Here is a 26,362-nt window from a genome sequence, read left to right on the forward strand (position 1 = left end):
ATTACAAAATGAAAAATTCGAGCAACACAAGCTACCATTTAGATTCTATTGATAAAGAAATAATCTATATGTTAATGGACAATGCTAAAACTTCTTTAGCTCATATTTCAAAAAATGTTGGAATTTCTACAACAGCGGTACATCAGAGAATTAAAAAACTGGAGCATGCAGGAGTTATTGAAAATTCTATTTCATTCCTTAATCCTAAAAAAATAGGATATAAAGTAACTTCATATATCGGCGTTTTTCTGGATCAGCCAAGTCATTATCCTGATGTGGTAAAGTCTTTGCATGATATTAATGAGGTGGTAGAAGCTCATTATACAACAGGAAATTATACCATATTCCTGAAAGTTCTTTGTAAAGATAACGATCATCTGATGCAGATCCTTAGCAAGATTCAGAAGCTGAAAGGAGTAACAAGAACAGAAACTTTTATATCTTTGGAACAAGGTATTTACAGACAATTGAAAGTATAACAATATGAATATAGCACAATATTTGGATTCAACCTACCTGAAAACACCAGAACAATCAGGTATTTCCCACGAAGAAACTCTTCAAAAAGATAAAGAACTTGCCCAGGAAGCAATTGATAATGGTATTTTTGCCGTGATGATCCGCCCTGATTATGTAGCAGACATTAAGAAATATATCCAGGAAAGGAATTCAAATGTGGTAGTGGGAACTGTAATAGGTTTTCATGAAGGAACGTATTCGGTTGAAGAGAAGCTTGCAGAAGCATCAAAAGCAATTGAAGATGGAGCAGATGAATTGGATTTTGTTATTAATTATAACGCTTACCTTACAGGAAGTAGAGAACTGGTAAAAGATGAATTTGTAAAGTGTACAAAGCTTGCTTTGGAACATCATAAAATTGCAAAGTGGATTATTGAAACTGCCGCTTTGAATAATGAGCAGATTGCAGATCTTACCAAAAATATTTCTGGCTGGGCAGAGGAAAACTTCCAGGAAAATGATTTATCCAAAATTTTTGTAAAGTCTTCTACGGGATTCTATGCAACAGCTGATGGGAAACCTAACGGTGCAACATTTGAGGGCATAAAAATCATGCTGGATAACGCAGGGAAACTTCCTGTAAAAGCTGCAGGTGGAGTAAGAACTCCTGAAGATGCCGAGAAAATGATCAGCATGGGAGTGAAAAGAATAGGAACCTCTTCAGCGCTAGCACTTATTGAAGATAAATCTTCATCTGAAGGATATTAAATTCAATCTTCAAATCATAAAAAAACCATCAATTCAATTGATGGTTTTTTGTTTTATACCTGTTCCTGATATTCTTCGTAGAATTGCTGGGTTTCTTTGATTAAGCTGTCCATTTCTTCCAAAGTAAATACCTCAAGAAATCTTTTTCTGAATTCTTTAAAGTGAGGAACTCCTCTGAAATAATTGCTGTAATGCTGTCTCATTTCAACAAGTCCTAATTTTTCTCCTTTCCATTCAACACTCCATTCCGCGTGTTGGCGTACGGCAAGTAATCGGTCTGCTATGACAGGGGCAGGTAAATTCTCACCTGTTTTAAAGAAATGTTTGATTTCATTAAATATCCATGGATAGCCAATTGCTGCACGGCCGATCATGATTCCGTCACAAGCATATTTTTGTTTGTATGCCAATGCTTTTTCTGGAGAATCTATGTCTCCGTTTCCAAAAATTGGAATCTCAATATTAGGATTTTGTTTTATTCTTGAAATATGCTCCCAGTCTGCTTCTCCTTTATACATCTGTCCACGGGTTCTCGCATGTATAGTTAATGCTTTGATCCCTGTTTCCTGTAAACGTTCTGCTACTTCGTCAATATTAATACTGGAACTATCCCATCCTAAACGAGTTTTTACGGTTACAGGCAAAGAAGTAGAACGTACAACTGCTTTTGTAAGACGAACCATAAGGTCAATATCTTTCAAAACTCCCGCTCCTGCTCCTTTGCAGACAACTTTTTTTACAGGACATCCAAAATTGATATCTACCAGATCCGGATTTACTGTTTCAACAATTTTTGCAGACATGGCCATTGCCTCTTCGTCTCCACCAAAGATTTGTATGCCAACCGGTCTTTCATAATCGAAAATATCCAGTTTTTTACGGCTCTTCATGGCATCACGAATTAAGCCTTCGGAAGAAATAAATTCCGAGTACATTAAATCTGCACCGTGCATTTTACACAAACGTCTGAAGGGAGGATCACTTACATCTTCCATCGGAGCCAGCAAAAGTGGAAATTCCGGCAGTTCTATGTTGCCTATTTTTATCATGGTGCAAATTTACAAAATTCTGAACATAAGAAAATATGATATTATCTATCAGTGTAAATGGAAAATGGAAAATTAATAATGGAGACTCATAATAAGGCAATATCCGGTATAGGAGAGCTTTACAAACCTAAACTCTTATACCATATCCTATTTATTTTCAACTTTCCACTTTCAATTTTACATTTTCAATTCTCTATGTTCCATTCTTAAAAGCTAGCTTTCACCTGCATACTTCCGATATGGATTGTTCTGTCACCGGAGTTTCTTCCTTCATAATTCAGGTTCAATTGAATGAAAGAGTTGACCGCCTGTTGAATAAATACGCTCCATACCTGATTTTTCCCAGGCTTCAATCCGTCCAGCATTTGGTTTCCTACAATACTGAAATTATTGCCGGTAAAGTTGTTGCTGATAAAAGAGAAATTACCACGGATAGATGTCTTTCTTCGTTCCCATTGAATGGTTCCGGTAACATCAAATGCTTTCAGAAGCTCTTCACCATCCTGTCTTTGTTTCTGACGGAATGCAGAAGATAATTCGGCCTGTATGGCATCTGTAAATTTATACGTTGCTTTAGGCTTGGTTTCAAAATTATTTAGACGGTAATCTCTTGTTGTAAAAAGCTGTGAAGAGTTTTTAATATCGTGTACAGAATTCTCCCAGTCTACCCTGAATTCTTTATTAAACCAATATCCTACATTCAGGAAATGAGAAGTTTGCTGACGTTCCTCGTTACTGAAATTAGCATTGATGAGGTTGTCATTGGTAATCAATCGGTAATTTCCGTTCCATCCTGATTTATCAGTAGGGTTGAATTGTACGGATGCCAGAATATTTTGATTTTTAAGGATCTGATCACTGTTTTTTTCAAAAGGATTCAATACCAGAACTTTATCTTTTTTATAAAATGAATTTTGAGAATTTAATGAAATATTAAAATTCCAGCGTTTTAAAAATGCATTTTCTGAATTGAATATTATTGCCGGGTTCACAAATAAAGCCAGCTGTAGTTTATTTTTATTGGAAGGGATATACCTTACAGAATTAGTGTAAACCCTTATATACTGAGCCAAATCTGAGTACTCGGCAATCTCGAATTCATCAAGCTGCTGAACACCATCTCCGTTATAATCTGTCCATTTATATACTCCCTGTCCATCAGTTACTTTTATATACTGGAATTCTCTTTGCGCTTCCTGTCCGTTTCCTAGTTCGTAAAAGGCCTGAAGACGCATTCCGTTTCTGAAAAGCTGCTGATTGTAAAGAATGTTTCCTACCACAAAATCATTATTTCTTGTTGTATTGGGATCAGCATTCTGATAAAAAAATTTACGATAATGAATTAGTGCATTTAAAGTAGTTTTATCGGTTTTTATAATCTGACTTTCTGCCATGAATCCAAGAATATTATTCATATTTTGAAGCCTGTTATCACGGACTGAGTCATTGTCCCTCATATATACTTTTGCCAATAATTTTGTTCGGGTACTATCTCCAATTTTCTTCTGTACAAAGATTTCCTTCCAACTGAAGCTTGTGACATCCATAAGCTGGGTATCATTGTATTTCTTTTCATTGTGCTCCATGCTTCCTCCAATAGCCCAGCTTCCCTTTTTACCGGTGAATTCTGTTGAAGCTCCCCCACGGATAAATTTAGTATCCTGGAGAGTTGCATTGGTTGTCAGGTAAGATAAATTTCCTTTGGTGAGGAATTTCCCTGTAATCCAGCCAAAATCTACATCATTCTTAATCCCTTTATAAGAATTCTGTTCATTCAAGTAGTTAATACGGTAATTTACAGTAGATTTATTGTTCCACTTATTTAAAAAACTGAAAGTAAATCTGTTTTGGGTCTTTTGGTTAAATTCCTGAGCTAAGTTAAAGTCCCTGGAAAATTCCACATCATTGATACGGTCCAGAATATGGAACTGTTTGTCAATGTATTGGTATTCAAAGCTTGGAGTTCCTTTCCATGAGTTTTTGGTAAAACTTTTATTTCCAAAAATTCTCCATGCATAGCCCATATTCTGATCAGAATCTTTAGATGAAAATAAATTGATATCATAATTACTCAGGGAAATATCTGCTCCTATTTTTCCTTCATTCAATAAATATTCTGAATTAAGAGAGAATACCTGTGATTTTTGCGGCGAAGGAAGTTTTCTTACGGCTCTGTAATCTCCGGCATTCGGACCTACGTATTCAAAAACACGACCGTTATTGGTAGTTTGGGCTATTTTATAATCCCCCATATTAACCCCAAAATAAGTAAACGAAACCTGATAAAGTGTTAAGGAAGGATCGGTAGAAAATTCGTAGAAATTTCCAGCTGTATTTAAACGGTATAAAATTTTATTAACGTCATATTCGGTAACAACTCCTGATGGAGCATACATCAGATCAGGATTATTTCCGGCTTCCGCCAGTATTTGTTCATCTTCTTTGGAAAGGCTTAAAGAAAGGGGAGCATTTTTATTATCATTTTCCATGAACCAGTTCAGACCAACCTTGAATCTTTCTCTCTGGTGTTCCAGCTTTCCAGTGAACAGATACCTGGAATAGTTTCTGTTGGCATAATTATATGAAATCGTAATGAAATTCTGTTGGAAAATAGGACGGAAACTGGTAAAAGTAACCTCACCGGTATTGTAGTTGATGATATAATCCTGATTTTCTCCTCTTTTCATCAAAATCCCATCAATGAAAACCTGTTCCGAGCCGGAAATAAGGGTGATAAACTGTTCACCATTTTTACCGGTAAGGCGGTAGGGACCCTGGTTTCCTTCAACTCCCTGAAAACGGATTCTGTGAAACTCACTTCGTGCTACCCCGGCAGAAATATCTAAAAACGTTTTATTTTCTTTCCCGAATTGCGTCTGGAACTGCAGTCCCATACTTCGTCTCTGGTATTTGGCAAAATAATTTTTCGCTTCCACAAGATCCAGATGCCCTGCTCTAAGGATTGATTTATCCTTAATATTAAGCTGCATATAGATTTTGTCGAATTCTTCCAACGTCTGGGTATATCCATCAGCCTGAATAGGCAAATTATGATCGGAAATACTTGCTAAAATGGTAACGTCCTTAGAAAGACGTCCGGAAATCTGAAGATCCATAGAACTTTGTACAGACTGTCCCTGGTTATTACCAAATGTAATCCCACGAATAATAGAACCTTTAGAATTAAGCTCTCCCAGGAATCTTTTTTTATCATTTTTAGCGAGCACAGCTTCATCAATAATAATCTTATTATTGGTTCTGATAAAGTCTAGGGTATCTTTCACAAAAAGGTCCTGCTCCAGCCTTGCTGCGAGAATACTGTCTCTTTTTACGCTGTCTTGAGGAATGTTGGGATTTTTCCACGAAAATACCTGAGCATTTCCTGAAAATATGCCTAAGAAAAACAAAACGACTAGGATAATAAAATTCCGCAATTCCTGAAAAATAATTGGTAAAAATACTTAAAAAATAATAACAGCAATGGATTAACTATTATTAACAGAAATTTAATCCAAATATTGTGGAGTAATAAAAAATCGACGTAATTTAGCGTCCGAAATTATTAATAACAAAAATTTTTTAATCATGAAAAAACTTTATTCGTTAGTTGCAGCAACTATTTTTGCCGTAACGGCATTTGGACAGACAACTCTTTTGTCTGAAACTTTTGGAACTACAAATAATACTTTACCTACAGGCTGGACAAGTACAAATACTACTAATGGATGGGCTGGGAGTACAGCTTCTGCCTCAACTTCATATGCCGGAGCTTCAGGAGGAGCGAATGCGGTATTTTATGGGATAGGATCAGGAGGAGTTACTCACACATTAACCTATTCTTTATCAACCATTGGATACAGTAATATTAATATTATCTGGGCTGGTAGAGGAACTGGCACTTTTTCTCAAAATGTTGATTTTCAATGGAGTGTGGATGGGATTACATGGAATAGTGTAGCTTATACCTATTCTAAAAATAGTACTTCTTGGGCTCTTGTAAATGGTGGTGTAGCTATTCAGTTGCCAGTACAGGTAGAGAATGCTACAACTTTAAGCCTTAGGTGGTCTTCTGTTACAAGTAGTAATGGTAACTATAGAATTGATGATGTAAAAGTGGTAGGAACGGCTGCTACATTAGGAACTTCTAATTTAAATAAACCTAAAGCTGTTTTCGTTAAGAATACTGTTGTAAATAATGATATTACCTTCGGAGCTAAATCTGATATTAAGATCTTTAATATTGCAGGTCAGGTTGTAAAATCGGCTGCTGTGTCTGAAAATCAATCATTGAATGTTTCCGACCTTAAAGAAGGTACTTATATTGTAACAGGAACGGTAAATGGGAAAAATGTTTCTGAGAAAGTGATTAAAAAATAGTATCATTAATTAACTAATTGTTAAATATGTAGCGCTGTTCAATTTGAATAGCGCTTTTTTTGTAGTTTTATGATGTATTAAAAAAAAATATTTATGAAAAAGATCTTTACAGTTTTAGCAGCCGTCGCAGCATTTACGTGCTCAAACGCTCAAAACCTTATAACGAATGGTGGTCTTGAAACCTGGACAGACGCTTCTGTTAAACCAGATGGTTGGTTTAGTATGGCAGGGGGGGCTAAAGAAACATCAATTGTGCATAGTGGAAGTAATTCAGTTAAGATTTCTCCAGTCTCGGCAACTACAAATGGAAATCTGGATTACGTAGATGTTCCTGTGGCTGAGAATACAGAATATACTTTATCTTACTGGGTTCTTGATAATGATCCTAATGCCAGAGCAAGACATTGGGTCCAGTTTAGAAGTGCAACGGCAAATATTTCTCCGGCAGCAGGAAATCCTTTTCAGCCTTCAACATATACTACAGATAATGCCGGATGGGTAAATACTACAGCTACTACAACGACGCTTCCTGGTACAGTAACGCTAAGAGTAAGCTTAAGAGTGTATGCTCAGAATAATGTCACTACAGGTGCTATTTATTTTGATGATATAGTATTGGCAGCAGCTGGTAGTTTAGGAACAAAAAGTCCGGAGATTCTAAAAAACAGTATTAAGATTTCCAATACTTTAGTGAAAAATTCTTTTGACTTATATTTAACAGGTAATGCGGAAGTAAAAATTATTTCTACTTCAGGACAAATAATTGATAGCCAAAAAGTAAGAGACTTTGCTACTTTTGATGCTTCAAAATTACCTGTAGGAGTTAATTTTGTTCAAATTAATCAAAATGGTAATATTATTGTTAAGAAAATTTTAAAACAATAACAAAAAAAACTATAAAAAGGCCGGTTATTTTAATCAAAATAACCGGCCTTTTTTATATTTAATTCTTTAAAAGAACTGGTACTGTTTTTGATATTTTTATTAGAAAACCATTTCTAAAATTAAAATGATGAAAAAAATATTTACTATTGTTGGGACGGTGTTGGCAACAGCATTTTCGAACGCCCAAATTGTTATCAATGAGATCTATGGCGGTAATGCTGATTCTGGAACTGCATTGAAGAATAGTTATATTATGCTCAAAAATGTTGGAACAAATTTAATATCTTTAACGGGAGCAAGTATACAGTATGCTCCTGCAGTAGGGGCTTTTACACAGTACCACACTCTTCCGGATTTTACTCTTGGCCCTCAGCAAACTTATCTGATACAGGAAGCAGCGCTTGAAGGAGGTACTGAGAATCTGCCAACGCCGGATTTTATCGCAACTTCTATTACCAATTTTGATGGAACTCCCAATACATCTTCAGGTATAAAAATATCCAATATATCTGGAAAACTGGCTTTGGCTGGAAATATTGTACAGGTGACAGGGCCAACAGCATCTAATGTATTGGATTTTGTAGGCTATGGTTCCGGTGCTGACCAGTTTAAAGGGGAAGGTCCGGCTCCATCTTTAACGACGACAACGGCGATAAAAAGAATTTCAGAGAATAACAGTGATAATATGACGGAATTTTTTCTTGAAGGAAATGTAAAAGCAGGATTTGTACAAAACCCCTTTATTAAAGATAATACGATTGTTTTTGGAACCGAGGTGAGGGATGTGAAAGTATATGACACATTCAGACAGGTTGTCAAAAAATCACCTACCAAACTAGCTTCGATGTTAGATATTTCAGAATTACCTAAAGGAACTTATATTGTGACAGGAACAATTGATAATGCTCCTATTTCACAGAAAATTATAAAAGATTAGTTTTATTACAAAGAGCAGTTCATGACGTGAACTGCTCTTTTATTTTAATTATCTGGAAGAAACTGGTAGCTCTTCATACCAATTTAATCATTAAAAATATTAAGAAAACCTTCCATTTTTGAATTCATCTAATACCATCCTCTTCTCGCGGCATTAATAACAGAGCCCAGATTAAGAACCAATGTATATCTGATACGCTTTGCATAATCTTTGAAAGCAGGTTCAAAACCAAGAGAAGACTGTATGGGAAAATAAACTTCTAAAAAGTCTGGTATAATCCTTACTTTAATACCGCTGTCCCAGATGAATTTTGTCGGAAAATCTTTGTTCTTATAAATTCCTGCATCTGCATAAACATGGAATATTTTCCAAATGCTGGAGTCTACATTCACAGAGGTGATCCATTGATTGACAGTTCCGGGAAGGAATGACTTGAAACCACCGTCAGCTAAGATAAACTGCTGAGAAAGCAGACCACTGCTGGCACTTTCTCCCAAAAGAGTATATGAGAAAGAATAGTTGGAAACCCTGGAAATACCATAGTTAAACAAATTATTTCGGGTGTCATTTCTTAGGAAATACCCTGCAAATAAGCGCAAACTTAATTTTTGTTTAGGCGCAAATTCCCATCTGTAAAACCCTTCAGCTGTTATTTTATTGAAATCTTCCATTCCCTGAGTGCTCAGGCTGAAACTTTTTTCATGGATCATCTGGCTATCACTATAGCCATAGCCAATACTCCACAGATTATATTTACTGTAATCATTGCTTGCGATCATAGCAGGACTCAGATCTCTTTCAAAATAATTGTAAGAAATTCCAATGCTTCTGCCTACGGTACTTCTTGGATCTTTTCTAAAGCTGATTGATGAACTCAGGGACGTCTTTTTGTAGGCCAGCCCGTAATCATAATGGAAATAAGAACCTGAAACTCCAAAAGTCAGGCTTCGGATAATGCTTTCAGCAGGTAGAAAAGAGTAGGAGACAGCACCGGATCCTGTGAGTTTTCCCGTTCCTGTACTGTACAATGGAGTAACCGAGTACAGAAACTTCTGATCAAAAAAAGATTGATTTTTAAAATTAGCACCTAAAAGAAACTTATCGTAAGTATTATTGAAACGAACCCTCGGGCTTATATAAATTTCATTGTATTCCGGATTTGGAATATCTTTTATTAATTTAAGTTTAACTTTTTTTGCATTCGAGAACAAACCTTTTGCATACAGAAAGTTATCTCTATAGTTTGATTCCGGGAAAAGGTAGCCATTATTTAATGTTATTTTATAGATATTATCAGAAGCAGGAAGTGATAAGTTGGTGATATGCTGATTCTCTTCAGTATCTATCCAGTAAACCTTTTTTTCTCCTTTTTTCGTTTCCGTTTCCAGCTTTACAGGAATGGCTATATCAGTATTTTTTGCGATTCTTATTTGTAAAGAGTCGTTTTCTTTTATAATATGCTTTAATTTAAAATCGACCCGGTTTTTCTGTTTTAAAAAGCCGGAAAGATAACTCGTGGACTTATTTTTTTCAGAAAGGTTTGTAAGGAATTCTTCTGTATTAATTTTTTTTCCGGTATTTTGAGCAAGGTAGTTTTTTACAACATCGTTGAAGGCTTCATACCCCATTTTATCAGCTGAATAATTGAACAGGCTGCCGGTTTCAAAACTACTGATGGCCATATCATTAAAATTACTCAAAGCAGTAAAATTTTCATCAATCTTCTGATCCAGGTTTTGAAGCATGATATACTGGTAGGCTAAGCCGTAGCGGTCCAGAAGCTTGACCTGGGAAGCATGGAATATTTTTAGAGGTTTAATTCCGAATATACTTGCATCTGTCAGGATACCCAAAAGTTTTGCATCTTGATAGAATCTCTTCAGGTACTGGATTTCAAAATAAGATTTTAATCCATTTTTAAACCAATGGTCTTTCTGTTTGTCAGCAATGACACTTTCGTCGAGAACTTTTTTAGCAATTATTCCGAAATAGTCAAGATCCGTTTTCTCAGCATCTGCGAATAGTGGAAATCTGAATTTCCAGAAGGTAATATCATTGTTTCCGAAAAAGTCTTCCTTAGCTCTGAATTTATCAGAAATAAAAATACTTTTTGGGAGCGAACCCATTTTTTCTTTAATGAATTTTAAATGCAGAGGAAGATAAAACTCTAGATTTTCTTTCTCTGCAGGTTGTAGATTATAACCGAATTTCACTTCAGTATCCATTCCGTCAATAGTAGTTATTATAGAAGGATGTTCAGTTGGGGAAATCAAAAATTCAGGATCGGAATTAAGATCACCTTTGAAAGAATTCATCTGTACCTGAGGAAGGTTTCCTTCCACAAAACTGTTGACCGGGATGTCGAAATTTATGGTCCAGGAAGTATTGAAACTTACCGATTCTTCAATATCGTTATAGCTTCTCTTGTAAATATTGTCCGGATCAAAATGATCCGGAACAATAAAGAAATATTTTAATAGTGTATTCTGAGGGGATGTACCATATCCTGTAAATTTTTTATCAGGAAGCTGCATCCGGTACTGTAACTGTAAAGTGACACTTTCACCAGGTTTTAATACTGCTTTCAGAGGAATAAAAAGATTTTCATCTGAAAGGGTATTGATAGGAATGATCTCGTTGTCTGAATTTTTTATATTCAGTTCAAGAAGTTTGCCCAGCTGATTCGTTTTTGCAAAATGCAAATCATTATTCCGGTCTTCCAGTTTTCTGTATACTAACGATGTTCCTCGTTTATTATAGGCAGAAACCCAGTTCAGAAGTTTTACAGAATGCAGGTCTCTTTCAGAATGATTGTAATACACAATCTCCTGATTAACCTCAAGGTTCTTTTTGTCAGAAGACAATTTAGCTTCAATATATATGCTGTCTTTCTGTGCAGAAACCTGTACAACTCCCCAAAACAAAATAAGACAAATGCTGATCTTTTTCAAATATTCGTGATAAAGCTCAAATATAGCTTATTTTGTATATACTTTGTAGGATTTTAACCCTGAATTGCTTTTTTTTCTAAAGAATTAATATAAGCATTCCAACCTTCATTTTTGTAAGTAACAGCAGATAGCTCCGGGTTGTCAGACTTGTAGATTCCTCTTCCTACGATGATAAAATCAGTATGCAGGGTTTTGAAAACATGTTCAGGCGTATTATACTGCTGCCCTTTTCCGTCTCCAGAATCTGCTAAGTTTACTCCAGGAGTGAATAATAAAAGCTCTTCAGGAATTTTATTCTGAGATACACCTCCTATTACATTCGGGTGAGATAAAGCAACTTTTAAAGCCTCTTCACGATAGTTTGCAGTAGTTAATGCTCCTTTGGAAGACATCCCAACGATGGCTACCACTCCTACATTACTGAAACAGTCTAACGATTCAAAACCTCCGATTACCTGAGAAGTTACGAAATCTGCCCAATCTGTAATTTTGAACACGCCACTCGTGAACTGAAGCTCCTGAGTATTTCCGATATCAGCAAACTTTCTGTCTTCCATCAGTAAAAACTGGTGTTTTGCTGCAATTTCTTTTAAAGGAGTGATTGTCTTCTCATAGTCGAAGTCTGAAATAATATCGATGTGCGTTTTTAAAGCAATGATATGAGGGCCTACTTTTTCAGCTAAATCCAATAGTTCCTGAGTCGTTGTAACATCTGCAGATGCAATCAAATTAGATTTTTTTGCTAAAGCCGTTTCCAGAAGTTTTTTAGACACAGAATGCTGTGTATTCTGAAGTTTTTGTTCATAAGAAGCTCTGATTTCTTCTTCAAACTGAATGTGGTTCCCCTGAAGGAAATCCTGAATTCTTTTTACCTCTTCATCAGAAAGTTCACCGGTTTCCTGAAGAATGTCACATACTTCCGAAATATTGAAAAGAGTATGTACTCTATATCCTTTGTTTTCCAATAGCTGTTTTCCTCCCTGCTCTCTGTCCAGTACCACTACAATATCCGAAACTTTAAGGTCTTCCTGTTCAACTTCAGCAAGTGTTTCTACCAAAGATTTTCCGGAAGTAATCACATCTTCTACCAAAAGACAGTTTTGTCCTTTCTGATAAATTCCTTCAATAAGTTTCTTTGTTCCGTAGCTTTTTGCTTCTTTTCTTTTAATAATTAATGGAATATAGCTTTCCAGTGACATCGCAGTCGCCATAGGAAGAGCAGCGTAAGGAACTCCACAGATTAAATCAAAATTATCCAATGGAAGCATTTCCAATAAATAATTAGCAAGATTTTTTAAAATTTTAGGATCTGAAGCCAAAGGTCTTAAGTCTACATAAAAAGGGCTTTCAATACCACTTTTAAGGGTAAACCTTCCGAATTTGATGATACCTAGTTTGTAGCACTCTAAGAAGAATTCTTTTTTACTTTCCATTATTTTTTATTAGATGTTGCAAATTTAAGGATTTGAAATAAGGCTTAAAAATTTATCGCCCATTTAAATAAAAAACCACCCTTGGATATTCCAGGATGGTTTGAAAAATATAATAAACTATTATTTTATGATTTCGGCATCAATTATCTGATTGCCTTTATATTTTTGTTCAGCTTCCCAAAGCAGGAATTTGTCTACCTCTTTGATAAGCTTTGGAATGGTTAGTGACAATACAACAAGATCATCCATCACTCCCAGTACCGGTATAGCAAATTCAGGAATCAGATCAATAGGAGAGATCACATATACAACTCCAAGTAGAGGAAGAAGAATATCTATAGACTTCATTGGATAGATTCCTCTTTTCCACATTTTGACCATTCTGAAAATATCAGGAATTTTTTTTACAAAGCCCTTGTGGTTGATAGCTTCTTTTGCAAGATTTAATTTTGAATATTTCATTTTGTGTTTGGATTTAAATAAATTTTTCAATGCTATAAATTTCACAAATCCTGTACCAATAAATTATAAAATTAAGTTAAATAACTATTTGATAATATTATCAATGAACTGATGTACAGTTTCTGTGTTCCAATCTTTTGAAGCATCTTCTTTTATAAGGATCCTTCCGGTTTTATCTAAAAGAAAAGTGGTAGGAAATACTTTAGGAAGAATTTTTTCTGAGATTGGGCTTTGTGCAATATACACGGGAACGTTATAATTATTTTCTTTCAAAAATTTTCTTATATCTTCTTCTTTATCGTTCATAGCGATCAATACAAAATCTACATTATCTTTTCTGGAGTCGTATAATTTCTGAATAGAAGGCCATTCTTTTCTGCATGGCGGGCACCAGGTTCCCCAAAAGTTTAAGAAAACACCTTTGTTCCTGAAGTTTTTAAGATTGGTGCTTGGAGTATTAATTCCTTTAAGCTCCACATCATAATCTTCTTCGCTGATGTGAACAGCATTTTCAATGGTAGCAACCGGAAAAAATAAATCCTGCAGCTTATTTTTCACTCCTGGAATGACAAAAACCGCCCCGATGATGATTAGCAATATTAAATAAATTGCATTTTTCTTGATGAACTTCATATTATTTATTTTACTCCAATATACTGGAAGTAATTATTATTTAGCTGATAAAGTAAAAACTTTTGTGAGACCGCACCTTTTTCATCCACGACAGGAATATAAAGTTTATCCTGATTAAATTTAATAAGTTTCAGAGGACGTTCCGGTCTGTCAACAACACTGAAAAAGTCAAATGCAGCTTCAATTCTGTTAATTGTTTTGGTCTTCGTTTTAAAAACTTTATCCGTATCAATTAATTTGTTATTTCTGATCGTATATGCCTGAATGGCCTGCGACTGATCTTTCGTAGAGAAGATTCCATTAGAAATAACAAGATAATATTTTTGATTATTAATATTCGTTTTTATAATTTCAGATACAAAATAAGGAGTGTCAGACTGTCCCTTATCATATAATGTTTGTACTTTTCCGTTGGAAGAATACTGAACAATCTGATCAAAACTCTTCATTGTTCCTCCAAGTTCTGTATCCCAAACATAAAATCTTAATTTTTTATCTTCAGAAGTAATGATGTATAATCTTTTATTCAACTCCTTAAAATCCTTGGTAAGTGTTTCCGGATTTTCAGAAATAAACTTTTTAAAATCTCCTGAGAATTTTAAGGATTGAGCTTCTTTAGTGTCAAAATCATTATTGTCCAATAACTTTTCATATTCCTTTAAAAAATAGATTTCCTTATTTTCAGATTTCCCTTTTTGAGCATATGAGATATTTGAAATAAGACAAAATGTAACCAGAAATCTGAAAAGCTTTGTCATATTAGATAAGGTCTAGAATTTCCTGAACAGCATCTTTCCCTCTGTTTTTAGCATAATATATCTGCAGATCATTATAGAAGGTTTCTTTTGGATAGGCTTCAGGATCTGCTTTATATTTCATTAAAAGCTCGTATCCATATTTTGGACGAGGGCCCCATGAATTTTTCACATTAAAATCCTTATCAAGAATCAGTACTTTCGGAATAGATTCTGTGCCGTTGGTCAAAAATTGGTTGATTAAACTTTTATCACTGTCTCTTAAGAAAACCCGGACTTCGTTGCGTCCTTCAAAGAATTTGAAAAGAGCAGGTACGGTTGCACTGGCATCACCACACCAAGCTTCAGAAATAATTAAAATATTTCCGTCAAAGTTTTTTGCCGCCAGTTCTTTCAGCTGTTCTTCATCGGGAATGTATTTCTTTACCGTTCTGTCCATTCTCTGAAGACCCAGTTCGTAATATTGTTTATAGTCAGCTTCCTGCTGGTTGGCAGGATTTTCTAATCTTTTATTTGCAATTGTAAGGTATTCTTCAAAAGAAATTCCTTGATCCCAGTAATTTTTCATTACCAAAAATATTTATGTTAAAAATTGTTGATGTTTCTTGTTTTATTGATCAGAAACAGATCAGCCAATACAAATGCTGCAAGGCTTTCCACTACAGGAACTGCTCTGGGAACCACACATGGATCATGACGTCCTTTTCCTTCTACGATCACAGGATTTCCATCTTTGTCAATGCTGTCCTGAGGTCTTAGAATAGTAGCCACAGGTTTGAATGCAACACGGAAATAAATATCCATCCCGTTGGAAATTCCTCCCTGAATACCACCGGAAAGGTTAGATTTTGTAGTAAAATCTGTATTGAAAGCATCATTATGCTCTTTTCCTGTCATTTTAGCACCACAGAAACCGCTTCCGTATTCAAAACCTTTACAGGCATTGATATTCAGCATTGCTTTTGCAAGTTCAGCCTGAAGTTTTGAGAATATAGGTTCTCCAATTCCTACTGGAACATTTTTAATTACACAGGTAATTGTTCCGCCAATAGTATTCCCTTCTTTTTTGATTTCTTTGATTCTGGCAATCATTTTTTCAGCAGTCTCAGCATCAGGGCAACGGACATCATTGCTTTCAGTTTTAGAAAAATCTAAAGCCTGATAGGGTTTTTCACAGAAAATATCACCTACGGAAGAAACGTAAGCATTGATTTCAATATCGGGTAAAAGCTGCTTGGCAAGAGCTCCTGCCACTACCCAGTTCATCGTTTCTCTTGCTGAAGATTTTCCCCCGCCGCGATGGTCTCTGAAACCAAATTTCTGATCATAAGTGAAATCTGCATGACTTGGACGATATGCACCTGCAATATGGTCATAATCTTTTGATTTCTGATTCTCGTTTTCGATGATAAAACCAATGGGTGTACCTGTTGTTTTCCCATCAAAGATTCCTGAAAGAAACTTTACTGTGTCACTTTCTTTTCTTTGTGTAACGATTGCGGACTGGCCGGGTTTTCTTCGGTTCAGCTCATACTGAACCTGATCAAGATCTACCGTTAAACCTGCCGGAAAATTATTAATGATACCACCGTAAGCCACTCCGTGACTTTCTCCAAATGTTGTAAGACTAAGAAGATTACCTAATGTATTGAACATAATACAAAATTACCTTTTTTTCTCCAAATAATAAAGTTTCTGGATTTGTTCTATTTATCAGTGTTTTCGATATTATTGATCACTTTTTCTGCCTCCTTTTTTTCATCAGAATTCATTCTCTTCCAGATAAATCCTTTTCTGATGTCTTTTTTATCAATAAGCTGAGGGAAAATTCCCGCCTTGTTATCGTCATTAATATAGCTAGGGGAAATAGAAGGCAATGGTGTATCAAAGCTATAAGGATAGTCTTTGGAAACATTGAATTTTAAATTGCCGACTTTATAATTATCGAATTGATGGTATTCGTAGGTTGAAGGTTGATAAAGCTGTTCTTTTTCAAATCCCACCATAAAATTTCCAGGTCTGAAGCTTGGAATATATTTTTGAATAAGGTTTGGGAAAGATATTATTGAAATAATGAATACACTGAACACTGAAAAAACGATGATTGATTTTCTTTTATTAAAGTACTCATAACACATTACGAAAAAGATGACAAAAAATACATCTATGAAAAATCTGTATTGAGCTGAAAAAAATAGTATAAGCACACTTTTTATCAGTAATGAAATACATATTAAAGTAATAAGCTTTCTTTTTTTGATGCAGGCAAATACAGAAAAAACAATAAGGCTCAGAATAAAAAGAATGTTGATGACTGATTTGATCCCTTCAAGTAAGAACCAGTTTTTAATATACTCGTAGACTGAAAATTGCTGAATTTCTTCATAAGAATACTGCATGTCATATGTTTTCAGGATGGCATATTGAGATGAGATTTTTAAAACTTCCGGATTGGGTTTCCATGACAGTCCCCAATCACCTATAGCTACTGGAAAAATTGGGTAACCAAAGGTCCACATATTTTTTATGAAGAATAGAAGAAGGATGCCCGCTCCTAATAAAAGTTTCTTGAAATTTGATTTGAATATAAAAAGAGAACAGAGGAAAACCAATATGGGAAGCCATATCATAGTTGGTTTTATAGTAAACACAAATACTGAAAAGGCAAAGAGAAGAAGTATATTTTTATTTCCTGTGATGATTTCATTTAAAATAATCAGGGAAAAGATCATCACAGGAAGATCGGGACTTGGAGATTGTGAAAATAACAGAAGAACAGGAAGAAAACAAAAATGTATCCAGTTTTTCTTTTCAATACTATAGATGGAATAAATAATCAGCAGAATCGTGTTCATCCTTAAAAATGGATCCGAAAAATTTGAAAATCCAGCCTGAAAAATATGCCAGACCGACATTTGTCCCAAAGTAAGATCCAGGTTTGAGATTCCTTTAATTAATCCATATTCTGTTATCCACTTGATTGTAGGAATATAATAACCAAAATGATCTAATATATAAGGGTAATAAGATCCCCCCAATACAATAATAAAAGAAGCGAATCCCCCCAGATAATAGTTTTTTTTTGAAAACCTATAGAATTCCTGATGAAGCTTATTCTTGAAAAAAGAAAATAATCCCAGTAGTAGCGTGGGAATTTCTATATAGATGGTTAATGGAGTGAAAAAAGAAATCACGGTCCATACCAGACTTATTCCCAGTATTCCAGATAGAATTTTTCCGGAAATTCCCTGAATTAACTCTCCTGAAATTAAATCCATGAGTTTTCCCCAGCCTGCTAAGACCGGAATCATAAGAATAGAAGAAAGGAGAATGGATATCATAAAAAAAGATTGCTTAAAAATAAGCAATCTTTATTATATATTATAGTAAAAAATAGTCTAGCGGGGTTGTACTCTTCCGTCTTTTCTATCTTTTGATCTACCGATTGTATAACCTGTAGCACCACCTACTACACCTCCGATTACAGCACCTAAACCTCTGTTGTTCTTCGCAACAATGGCACCTACAGCCGCACCTCCTACGGTCCCAATGATAGTTCCTTTGGCTGCTTTACTCATACCCTTCTTTTTAGTAGTTCCTTGTGAAGCGCTGTTTCCATTATCTGCATACGAACCATTATTTCCTGAATTGGAATTTCTGTCTCTATAGACAGTTCTTGTTTCTCTGATTACCTGTGGTTTTGAATTACTTTCAGCGGTAGCCTTTGCTTTTTTAGTTTCTGAGATACTGTCCGCCTTTTTCTGAACTTCGTATACCAGTCTTTCTTTTTCAATAGCTAGCTTTTGCTTTTCTATGTCAAGCTGTCTCGCTTGAAACTCAAGCTTTTGTTCTTCTAGTGACTTTTCAGCTGTCCTGTCATCTTTCTTGCAGGCCGTTAATAAAAAAACGGATAAAATCCCTGCTAATACTATCTTGTTCATAATTCAAATTTTAATAAGCTTAAACCAAAACGGCTTTAATTTTAGTTTTATTTTCAATTATAGAGCCAAATTTCAGTTAATAAGTGTTAAAAAAAAATCAGACAGTTTCGTTACTGATCCTTTTTTGCCAATTTTTCTCCTGTTCATGGTCGCCCTGGGGATATTTGAATTGTAAAAAATAAATATTTATAATTTATAGTTCACTAATAATTTTCATTGAATTCATATAAGTTGACTATTTTTGAGAACCAAATTTTTTTAATATGAAAAAATCAATTTTTACAGTTTCGGCTTTTGTAGGAGTACTAGCCGTTGCAACTTCGTTTTCTTCCAGAGATCTTATAGAGGTACCTTCTGGAGTTTGTTCTGAAATGCATAACAAACAAACTAAAGCCCAAACATTTAAAATCCGCTACGGCCTTCTTGCAAAAGATGGAACGAAAATGCTATCTGGAACTCATGATCTGGATGGTTTTACTGCTGAAAATACATGTACTGGAGAAATCTACTACAGTGATGGCTCTGTATTACTTCCTCAGTATTCTGAAGAAATACCTGCAGGCGTATATTCTTTTTCAGGCAGACAGGGGCAAGGTCACTGGGTAGGTTATGGAACAATAATTGCTACTGTTTCTGAAGCCAACGTAGATGCAGATGGATATATTACAGTATATATCCCTATTATTTGGGAAGAATAATATGATGTAAGATAAAAGACACATCTACTTTTACAGATTCTCTGCATGAGAATTTGAATCAATATAGAGCTATAAGTAGTTGTTTACTTTAATAGGGTGACCTCTTTTTAAGAGAAGAACAGATAAAAAAGTAAATAATCCAACAATATTCTGTTTGGATTTTTCTAAATAGATTTTTTTCATCATTTGTGTTTTTTAGGCCTCCTCTTTGGGAGGCTTTTCTATTTAGAAGGGAATATAAGATGACTGATAAATTTGCCGCTAGATATTGAGAGAAACTTTTATCTTGTTAATCAAACGATGAAGCTTGTGAGTTTGGTAATTCAGCAGTTCATAGATCTCTTTTGAATCTGTAAATTTTTCTGGAACTTTTTTATTGTTTATTTTTCGAAGACCTCTTCTTTTCATAGCTTCATGAATCACTCTTGCGAAGGATTCTTTTGCACTTTGCTTGGCATTGTGCTGAGAAATTCCATTAGAGTGAAGTCTGTATAAGTATAGAGGTTCTTTGATATATCTGATGTCACCATGTTCCAGAATTTTTAAATAAAGATCCTGATCTACAGCATTTTTTAATTTAGGATTGATACCTGATGTTTTCCCATAAACTTCTTTTTTGAAAGCAAAGAAATGGGCAAATTGGATTGGGCAATTGAAGAAAAACTGATTGTTATAAATTTGTTTTGTTCCTTGATAGATCTTATCTGGGTTAAGGTATTCATTACATAGCATCATTTGCGAATAAGTGGCTACGATATCATTTCTATGATAGAATTCCAGAGCGGTCAGTTCCAGTGCTTGTGGATAAAGTGCATCGTCCGGGTCTAAGAAGGCACATATTTCTCCTTCTGCATATTTTATGCATTCCCTTTTGGTGAAGCCACATCCCTGATTTGTTGAATTATGATAAAGCTTAAATCGCGGATTATCTTTGATCAGTGATTGTATAATTTCTACCGAATCATCTGTAGAGGCGTCATCAATGATTACAACTTCCCAATTTCCATAGGTTTGATCCATTAAAGAGTTGTAGCACTCCTTAAAATACTTTCCATTGTTATAGTTGGCTATAAGTACAGAGAAACTTATCACGATATGTTGAATTAATTTACCGTAAAATTAAAAAATATTATACCGTAAAAACATATCCTTGATCATAGTGTATATTGTTTTTTTTTTATATATTTTAAGATTGATAATTATCTTGTAGGTTTATTTTATGATTGTTGTATTGTTAATATAATACTGAATTAGATAGGATTGATTGATTTTATTTTGATAATTTAATATATCTTAAAAAAAAATTAAATGAAAAATAGTAATACTGCGTTATTTGATAAATAGAATCGTAGCAAAATGAGTAAATGGTGATCAGATCAAAAAAACAAACTTATGTTTTTATACTGGCATGGCGGTTTGGATAATCGTAATATAATATGAGTCTAATCATAAAATAAAAATAAACAGTAGTATAACTTTGGAGTATAATAAGTAACGGAATAAATTTATTTATAATAATTTTTTTTTTTCATCATTTGTGTTTTTTGAGGCCTCCTTTTTGGAGGCTTTTTTTATTTCTGGTCTTTTGCTGCTAATAAAAATTACTTAATTTTTGTTTCAAACGCTATCTTATTTTGTAATGGCAGTAATTTCTGACAGGCATCATTTTTCTGCCATATTCTTTAATTTATAGCTCATATTAATTATTAGAGAATTTTTCATTTTTAAATGTGAATTTTATTTTAAAAAAAAATGAATTATTTTTTTTTCAAGGATTCTGCTGGTGTTTTGAATTTATTTAAATTAATTATAAATAATTATATATGTGTTTTAAATGATGTAATGAAAATAGAAAGAAATGATTAAATGTGTAATTTTTCTTTGAGGATATAAATTGATTTTTTTTTTCAAAAATCGAAATCTTGGCACGATTTTTCAATATACAAACACAACTCATGTTTAATTTGAGTTTTCATGGTTATTAGTTTTTATCCTCGGAATTTCCGAGGATTTTTTTTTGCCCTCCATGATGGTTTATTGGTAAATGGAATTTAATTCATTTCATTTGAAATAAATTAGAGATATACTGGATCAGTCTCAAAAGTTGAGGGGAATGTTTACTGGTTGTATTTTTGTCTTATGCTAAGCGATTACGACCTTTTTAAATTTTTACTTCCAGAATTTCTAGTTGAACACTTTGATATCCTCAAAGCAGAAGAACATTCTGCTGAACTTCATATTTATTTTGAAGAAAGACCATAATGCACCATTACAGAGATGTTCTAAATTATTTTGATAAAAGAAGTACTAACGCAGCGGCTGAATCTTTCAATGCTAAAATCAAAAACTTTAGGATGCAGCTCAGAGGGGCGAAGGATAGAACATTTTTCCTATTCAGATTAACCAAACTTTTTGCTTAGCCCCCAGCTTTTGCACCTGATCCAAAAATTCGTGCATTTGTGGCCATCTATAAAAATAAAAAAACCTCTAAAATAAATTAGAGGTTTTTTATGAGGTACCTAGCGGATTCGAACCGCTGTAGATGGTGTTGCAGACCACTGCCTAGCCGCTCGGCCAAAGTACCATTTTTACCATTTTTGAGGTGTGCAAATATAGTAAAATTTCTTTATGAACAAAAATTTTTAAGCAATTTCTTTCTTTCCAAGAGAGTCAATTTCGCTTTTTGCCTGTCTTTCAGTCTCATAATTTTTGATGTTAACAACTCTTGTTTCACTCCAACTGTCATGCCAGCCATTCATACCGAGAAATGAGAGTGCATCAAATGGTACAATTCTGGAAAGACTTCTATAAAAAATCTGCTGGGTGCTTGGCTTTGTCCCATCTATACTGATTACTTTGGTTCCGGTGATATATTTTGAAACACTTCTTCCATTTAGATAGTTTTCCATCAGAAAATAATAAATAAGAGAGTTAAAGTTGCCAATAAAGAGTTCCCAAAAAACTCCTCCGTGATTATATAAGTAGAAGAGCTCGATAGATGTTAGTTCATAAAGAATACCAAAAACATTCGTAATAATATAATTGATCACTATCAAAACAAAGAGATCAATAATATAATTGAGGAATCTGATTCCACGTGTAGCCTTATTGTATTCAACAATATTTAAAATATTTTTCATTTCTGGTTATTAGTTTTTGTTTATTATTAGTTTTAAAATCCGTTGACAAGTAGTTTTAGCGAAGCATTGGTGTCAATAACAGCAGTAATTCCTGTGTCGCTTAGCAAAATTTTACTGGGTTTAAGATTGAAAACTTTTCCGTTCATCTTTAATCCTTTATAATATTCTTTATTAAAAGCATCTTCAATGCTCTTTCTTGAGGTTTCTTCCAGTTCCTGTGTTGGGATACCGTATTCCTCTTCAATCATTTTTACAATTTTCCCCTGAAATAGAAGAGAGGCTGTTTTATATAAAATATTAGTGGTTTTCAGCTTAAACTTGGTTTCTGATAAAACAATTTTTCTTTTAGCTTCATCATAGACAGGAATTCCGGAAATAATAGAGGTTCCTTTTATATACCCATCAGTCTGTGCTTCAATAACCACTCTGTTATCAACACCATACACTCTTATATCGGTTACTTTTACCTTAGAGTCACGTATATCAAATTCTTTATTTAAAAACGTTTTTCTGGCCATGCTGCTTGCTTCCGTAAAAGGAATATTGGCCGTGGTCTGCAAAACAAAATTATCTGCAACGGTAGGAGTGGGATTAAAATTTGAAACTGTTGTTACCGGTAAAGAAGCTGCCGGCTTACTTCCGGTAAAAGTCTCGGAATAGATGTCAACTCCTAAGGTGGCATTAATCTGATTTGCATAGAATTTTAAAGGAGTAATATTGACGCTTATGGGGCTTACTTTCAGCCAAGTATTATATTCCTCCGAAATATTGAAGGGCTGCAGAAAGGTATTCCATGCCATTAAAGCATATTGCTGAAAATTCAGCTGGGTAGCCATCTGCTGATCTATGGTTTTGCAGAATTTTTCCTGTTGTTCTTTTAGGCTCTTTTCAACAATAGAAGTAATAGGAATCTGTATTTTTCCATAGTCAAGTACAGGTTTTGTAACCCATCGGAATCCATTAGGCTGTGTATTGGTAGTAATAGTCCAGTTATTTTTAAAAGTAACTGTCGTATTAAAAGACATTACCGTTTCAAACGTTGTATTCTGATAGGTATATACCCCCAAAGTACCAATGCCTTTTTCTGCCCATATTTTTAAAGGGACTTCAATCAGAAGATTCTGGCTGGTTCCTCCTACAAGACGGATAGGTCTTGTTTTCCATACTTTCACTTTAAACTGATCGTTATTATTATCTGTATAAGAGTCATCCTGATAAATAAGATCTTTTACAGAAGCATTGATCATATTGCTTAGTTCCGAAAGGGGAATTGTTACCGGCATAGTAATACTTGATCTGATCTTTGGAAAGTTATAGCTTGCCAATTGATTATCAACACCGGTCTGGCCGAAAGCATTGATAAAAATTACTAGAAATAATAGTGTAGCGGATTTCAATTTGTGATGTTTTTTTATGAATGAAAATTTGAATTCTAATTTTCCGGTTTAAAGCTCTTTTCCAGTTCAATACTGGCGCCTTTCATCTCACCCTGCATCGGGGGAGCGGTTTTGGTAATTTTTAATTTAATATAGCTGATCTGTGCAAAGCTGTTTTGAATCTTTGAAATGATCCTTCCTGCAACATGTTCCAGAAGCTTTGATTTTACTTTCATTTCATGATGTAGAATATCATTAATGTCTGCATAGCTTATCGTATCACTCAGATCATCAGATTCTGCGGCTTTCCAAAGATCGGTATGAAGTTCCACATTAAGAATGTAATACGTTCCGATAATGTTTTCTTCAGGAAGAACACCATGGTAGGCATATATTTTTACATCTTCAAGATATATTTTGCTCATTGTCTTAAATTTTACCCAGCAAAAATCGTTTTAATTCTTCAAAATCTGAATTTATTTCAATAGTTTTTTTCTCCTTTTTCATAAGGTCGTTCAGAGATTCCGGAATTTCAATCGAGATATGAATTGCTTTTTCTACGGCATCAGGGAATTTTACAGGATGTGCTGTCCCTAGAATAAACCTTTTTATCAGGATTTTCCAGCAGATATTTTTGTGGGACAGTCGTTGGAGTTATGAAAATAGCAACAGAAGATATGCATGAAATAGGTGATTTCAGGGCAGAAATATTTGATATGTTTTTTAATAAATTCATTGTAACATGATGAAATTTTCAAATAACAAATTTTTTAATACAATATTATATATTTCCTTTTTAAGAGAAATATATACTTGTCTTATTGGTTTAATTGATTAAAAATGTTATATTTATAATATTAACTATAATAAGAATAATCATGAAAAATTTTCAGAAATTAAACAGGAAAAGCTTAAAAGCTATTAGTGGAGGTATAACAGACAATTGTGTGGTGGATCTGGACTGCGGACCCAAGGGGTGTGCAGTATGTACAGATTTAAAAGGCCATAGAGTTTGTCTTTATCTTTTCCCTTATGATCCGTCCAGACCAGATAGCTGTATGGTTCTTGAAGCTTAAAAACAAAGTATTACAAAAAAGATCGAGGCACGACCTTATTACCTTATAGTACCAATCTATTATCAGAACCTACCAATTTTGGGGCGGATTGAAATGAGATCAATCAGTTTTTAAAATTCAAAAGCATTGTTAAAACAGTGCTTTTTTCATTAATTTTTACAATTGTGATTAATTTTTTCATTTAAAACGGAAGGAATTGTTATATTTATAAAATGAACTAAATCAAATTATTATGAAAAAAACAAAGAAATTAAACAGAGCAAATCTGAAATCAATCAATGGAGGAATAGGGGGATGCAACGAAAATTGCCCTGATGGTCCTTATGGTCCTAATCAGCCAAGGTCATGCGGAGATTATTATGGTTTACCAGAATGTTGTAAAGGAAGAGTTTTGGTAAGTTATGAATGTTTTGAACCGTTTTAGTTTTAGACAACAAATTTGAAAAACAATATTCTTTACTGTAATTTTAAAAAATAATTATTATGAAAACAATTAAAAAATTATCCAGAGAAGAAAAGAAAAATATCAGTGGCGGCTTCACTGATGTTCAGATTGAAGCTTGCGGCGGTGAGCAATTTGTGTGCTTCCGTGGCGGCGGTGCCTGGGGATGCTGGAGAAAGCCCGGAGGAACATGTTATGCTCCAATGGTGTAATTTTAATAAACATTAAATAGAACAACATGAAAAAGCTATCAAGAATAAAACTGAAAAATATTAATGGAAAAGGAATACAGGGATGTGGAGGATGTCCAACAGGTGGAAATTATGGTGATGGACCTGAATATACCAACAGCTGCTGGAGCTATTGGGCTCTGCCAGCGAGCTGCAGACAATGTGTAGATGTAAGTACAGATTGCTACGGGCCGGATTATTCTGATTTTAATAATTAAATATATATATTCAATACCAAATTAAAACTACTATGAAAAATCTTAAGAAACTAAACAGAAAAGAGCTTGGAAAATTAAATGGAGCAGGTGCCTCTAATTGTACCGGATGCCCACAGCATACAACATATGGAAACGGACCTGGTGATGCCCCTTGTGAGGCTTACCAGATGCTTCCTCTACGTTGTAAAATGTGTGTCATCGTTAGTATGGAATGTGCAGATGGTGGAGTGTCTTAAAGTTTGAATATGTATTTAATGATCAAAATTAAAACAACTATGAAAAATTTAAAAAAATTGAACAGACGAGATCTCGAGCAAATGAATGGAGCGGGTGTTTCCACCTGTAATGGATGCCCTACACATCTTGTTTTCGGACCAGGTTCATCCACAGATCCTTCATGTGAGGGATATTGGATGTTATCAGAGAGATGCAGAATGTGTGTTCTTGTGAGCTCCGATTGTTTTGTTTTTATTACTGCAGAGTAGCCATAAAGACTTTGTGAATAAAAGTAAAAAAGCACTGTGAAAACAGT

The 26,362-nt window shown here is 34.3% G+C and carries 29 protein-coding genes and 1 tRNA gene; 13 read left to right on the forward strand and 17 right to left on the reverse strand.

Annotated features, from left to right (window positions below):
* Window positions 1-8: 8 nt before the first annotated feature.
* Together AC27VX_RS19935 and deoC are read left to right on the forward strand one after the other, a co-directional pair.
* Window positions 9-479: an Lrp/AsnC ligand binding domain-containing protein gene (locus AC27VX_RS19935; RefSeq protein WP_236855999.1), complete on the forward strand. Its 471-nt coding sequence runs from the start codon at window positions 9-11 to the stop codon at window positions 477-479.
* 4 nt (window positions 480-483) lie between these two features.
* Window positions 484-1,227, forward strand: a complete 744-nt coding sequence (deoC, locus tag AC27VX_RS19940) for a deoxyribose-phosphate aldolase (RefSeq protein ID WP_488697512.1) — start codon at window positions 484-486, stop codon at window positions 1,225-1,227.
* A 53-nt stretch (window positions 1,228-1,280) separates the two neighbouring features.
* Here deoC and dusB read toward each other — a convergent pair whose 3' ends face one another.
* The gene (gene dusB / locus AC27VX_RS19945; RefSeq protein WP_236855996.1) at window positions 1,281-2,276 is read right to left on the reverse strand and encodes a tRNA dihydrouridine synthase DusB; all 996 of its coding nucleotides are present in this window, start codon (window positions 2,274-2,276) and stop codon (window positions 1,281-1,283) included.
* A 206-nt stretch (window positions 2,277-2,482) separates the two neighbouring features.
* On the reverse strand, window positions 2,483-5,683 hold the full coding sequence (locus tag AC27VX_RS19950; RefSeq protein ID WP_236855995.1) for a DUF8818 domain-containing protein: 3,201 nt from the start codon (window positions 5,681-5,683) through the stop codon (window positions 2,483-2,485).
* A gap of 178 nt (window positions 5,684-5,861) precedes the next feature.
* Between AC27VX_RS19950 and AC27VX_RS19955 the strand changes: the two genes are divergently transcribed.
* The 3 genes from AC27VX_RS19955 (at window position 5,862) to AC27VX_RS19965 (ending at window position 8,475) form a co-directional block, all read left to right on the forward strand.
* Window positions 5,862-6,653 carry a T9SS type A sorting domain-containing protein gene (locus AC27VX_RS19955; protein ID WP_300690442.1) on the forward strand — a complete coding sequence of 264 codons (792 nt, stop codon included), beginning with the start codon at window positions 5,862-5,864 and terminating at the stop codon, window positions 6,651-6,653.
* A 93-nt stretch (window positions 6,654-6,746) separates the two neighbouring features.
* Window positions 6,747-7,538, forward strand: coding sequence for a T9SS type A sorting domain-containing protein (locus tag AC27VX_RS19960; RefSeq protein ID WP_300690441.1), 792 nt, complete (start codon window positions 6,747-6,749; stop codon window positions 7,536-7,538).
* Between the two features lie 127 nt (window positions 7,539-7,665).
* Complete coding sequence (locus tag AC27VX_RS19965; RefSeq protein WP_488697515.1) at window positions 7,666-8,475, forward strand: T9SS type A sorting domain-containing protein; 810 nt, start codon at window positions 7,666-7,668, stop codon at window positions 8,473-8,475.
* Window positions 8,476-8,603: 128 nt separating this feature from the next.
* Here AC27VX_RS19965 and AC27VX_RS19970 read toward each other — a convergent pair whose 3' ends face one another.
* The 9 genes from AC27VX_RS19970 to AC27VX_RS20010 all read right to left on the reverse strand — a co-directional run bounded on the left by AC27VX_RS19970 (window position 8,604) and on the right by AC27VX_RS20010 (window position 18,650).
* Complete coding sequence (locus AC27VX_RS19970; RefSeq protein ID WP_488697517.1) at window positions 8,604-11,426, reverse strand: gluzincin family metallopeptidase; 2,823 nt, start codon at window positions 11,424-11,426, stop codon at window positions 8,604-8,606.
* A 53-nt stretch (window positions 11,427-11,479) separates the two neighbouring features.
* Window positions 11,480-12,859 carry an orotidine-5'-phosphate decarboxylase gene (gene pyrF, locus AC27VX_RS19975; RefSeq protein WP_300690435.1) on the reverse strand — a complete coding sequence of 460 codons (1,380 nt, stop codon included), beginning with the start codon at window positions 12,857-12,859 and terminating at the stop codon, window positions 11,480-11,482.
* A gap of 120 nt (window positions 12,860-12,979) precedes the next feature.
* Window positions 12,980-13,321: a YkvA family protein gene (locus AC27VX_RS19980; RefSeq protein ID WP_236855989.1), complete on the reverse strand. Its 342-nt coding sequence runs from the start codon at window positions 13,319-13,321 to the stop codon at window positions 12,980-12,982.
* An 84-nt stretch (window positions 13,322-13,405) separates the two neighbouring features.
* On the reverse strand, window positions 13,406-13,954 hold the full coding sequence (locus AC27VX_RS19985; RefSeq protein ID WP_236855988.1) for a TlpA family protein disulfide reductase: 549 nt from the start codon (window positions 13,952-13,954) through the stop codon (window positions 13,406-13,408).
* A 5-nt stretch (window positions 13,955-13,959) separates the two neighbouring features.
* A complete protein-coding gene (locus AC27VX_RS19990; RefSeq protein WP_488697520.1) occupies window positions 13,960-14,712 on the reverse strand; it encodes a hypothetical protein in 753 nt (250 codons plus the stop codon).
* Between the two features lies 1 nt (window position 14,713).
* A complete protein-coding gene (locus AC27VX_RS19995) occupies window positions 14,714-15,277 on the reverse strand; it encodes a thioredoxin family protein (RefSeq protein WP_236855986.1) in 564 nt (187 codons plus the stop codon).
* A gap of 17 nt (window positions 15,278-15,294) precedes the next feature.
* The gene (gene aroC / locus AC27VX_RS20000; protein WP_236855985.1) at window positions 15,295-16,365 is read right to left on the reverse strand and encodes a chorismate synthase; all 1,071 of its coding nucleotides are present in this window, start codon (window positions 16,363-16,365) and stop codon (window positions 15,295-15,297) included.
* 50 nt (window positions 16,366-16,415) lie between these two features.
* Window positions 16,416-18,050, reverse strand: a complete 1,635-nt coding sequence (locus AC27VX_RS20005) for an LIC_10190 family membrane protein (RefSeq protein WP_488697522.1) — start codon at window positions 18,048-18,050, stop codon at window positions 16,416-16,418.
* 57 nt (window positions 18,051-18,107) lie between these two features.
* A complete protein-coding gene (locus tag AC27VX_RS20010; RefSeq protein WP_300690429.1) occupies window positions 18,108-18,650 on the reverse strand; it encodes a YMGG-like glycine zipper-containing protein in 543 nt (180 codons plus the stop codon).
* A 263-nt stretch (window positions 18,651-18,913) separates the two neighbouring features.
* Here AC27VX_RS20010 and AC27VX_RS20015 point away from each other — a divergent pair, with 263 nt between their 5' ends.
* Entirely contained in the window at window positions 18,914-19,348 is a 435-nt protein-coding gene (locus AC27VX_RS20015; RefSeq protein WP_236855982.1) for a hypothetical protein, read from the forward strand.
* Window positions 19,349-19,609: 261 nt separating this feature from the next.
* On the opposite strand, the gene AC27VX_RS20020 is transcribed toward AC27VX_RS20015, so the two are convergent.
* Window positions 19,610-20,440: a glycosyltransferase family 2 protein gene (locus AC27VX_RS20020; RefSeq protein ID WP_300690427.1), complete on the reverse strand. Its 831-nt coding sequence runs from the start codon at window positions 20,438-20,440 to the stop codon at window positions 19,610-19,612.
* A 1,169-nt stretch (window positions 20,441-21,609) separates the two neighbouring features.
* Between AC27VX_RS20020 and AC27VX_RS20025 the strand changes: the two genes are divergently transcribed.
* Window positions 21,610-21,768 (forward strand): transposase, encoded by a 159-nt coding sequence (locus AC27VX_RS20025; RefSeq protein WP_488697525.1) that lies wholly within the window; start codon window positions 21,610-21,612, stop codon window positions 21,766-21,768.
* Between the two features lie 93 nt (window positions 21,769-21,861).
* Here the strand turns inward: AC27VX_RS20025 and AC27VX_RS20030 are convergent.
* The 5 genes from AC27VX_RS20030 to AC27VX_RS20050 form a co-directional block, all read right to left on the reverse strand.
* Window positions 21,862-21,932 (reverse strand) — tRNA-Cys (locus AC27VX_RS20030).
* A 58-nt stretch (window positions 21,933-21,990) separates the two neighbouring features.
* A complete protein-coding gene (locus AC27VX_RS20035; RefSeq protein ID WP_236855980.1) occupies window positions 21,991-22,488 on the reverse strand; it encodes an RDD family protein in 498 nt (165 codons plus the stop codon).
* A gap of 32 nt (window positions 22,489-22,520) precedes the next feature.
* On the reverse strand, window positions 22,521-23,885 hold the full coding sequence (locus AC27VX_RS20040; protein ID WP_236855979.1) for a DUF4403 family protein: 1,365 nt from the start codon (window positions 23,883-23,885) through the stop codon (window positions 22,521-22,523).
* Window positions 23,886-23,920: 35 nt separating this feature from the next.
* Window positions 23,921-24,289: a dihydroneopterin aldolase gene (gene folB / locus AC27VX_RS20045; protein ID WP_236855978.1), complete on the reverse strand. Its 369-nt coding sequence runs from the start codon at window positions 24,287-24,289 to the stop codon at window positions 23,921-23,923.
* A 4-nt stretch (window positions 24,290-24,293) separates the two neighbouring features.
* Window positions 24,294-24,509 (reverse strand): hypothetical protein, encoded by a 216-nt coding sequence (locus tag AC27VX_RS20050; protein ID WP_488697578.1) that lies wholly within the window; start codon window positions 24,507-24,509, stop codon window positions 24,294-24,296.
* Window positions 24,510-24,742: 233 nt separating this feature from the next.
* Between AC27VX_RS20050 and AC27VX_RS20055 the strand changes: the two genes are divergently transcribed.
* From AC27VX_RS20055 to AC27VX_RS20080, 6 genes are all read left to right on the forward strand, one after another.
* Window positions 24,743-24,940 (forward strand): bacteriocin-like protein, encoded by a 198-nt coding sequence (locus AC27VX_RS20055; protein ID WP_488697528.1) that lies wholly within the window; start codon window positions 24,743-24,745, stop codon window positions 24,938-24,940.
* Window positions 24,941-25,172: 232 nt separating this feature from the next.
* Window positions 25,173-25,364 carry a hypothetical protein gene (locus AC27VX_RS20060; RefSeq protein WP_236855977.1) on the forward strand — a complete coding sequence of 64 codons (192 nt, stop codon included), beginning with the start codon at window positions 25,173-25,175 and terminating at the stop codon, window positions 25,362-25,364.
* 59 nt (window positions 25,365-25,423) lie between these two features.
* Window positions 25,424-25,594, forward strand: coding sequence for a bacteriocin-like protein (locus AC27VX_RS20065; protein WP_236855976.1), 171 nt, complete (start codon window positions 25,424-25,426; stop codon window positions 25,592-25,594).
* A 26-nt stretch (window positions 25,595-25,620) separates the two neighbouring features.
* A complete protein-coding gene (locus AC27VX_RS20070) occupies window positions 25,621-25,830 on the forward strand; it encodes a hypothetical protein (protein ID WP_236855975.1) in 210 nt (69 codons plus the stop codon).
* Window positions 25,831-25,862: 32 nt separating this feature from the next.
* Window positions 25,863-26,066 carry a bacteriocin-like protein gene (locus tag AC27VX_RS20075; RefSeq protein ID WP_300690417.1) on the forward strand — a complete coding sequence of 68 codons (204 nt, stop codon included), beginning with the start codon at window positions 25,863-25,865 and terminating at the stop codon, window positions 26,064-26,066.
* 39 nt (window positions 26,067-26,105) lie between these two features.
* Window positions 26,106-26,315: a hypothetical protein gene (locus tag AC27VX_RS20080; RefSeq protein ID WP_300690414.1), complete on the forward strand. Its 210-nt coding sequence runs from the start codon at window positions 26,106-26,108 to the stop codon at window positions 26,313-26,315.
* Window positions 26,316-26,362 lie beyond the last annotated feature (47 nt).

This window comes from Chryseobacterium sp. 14P4.3.2 (assembly GCF_057799275.1).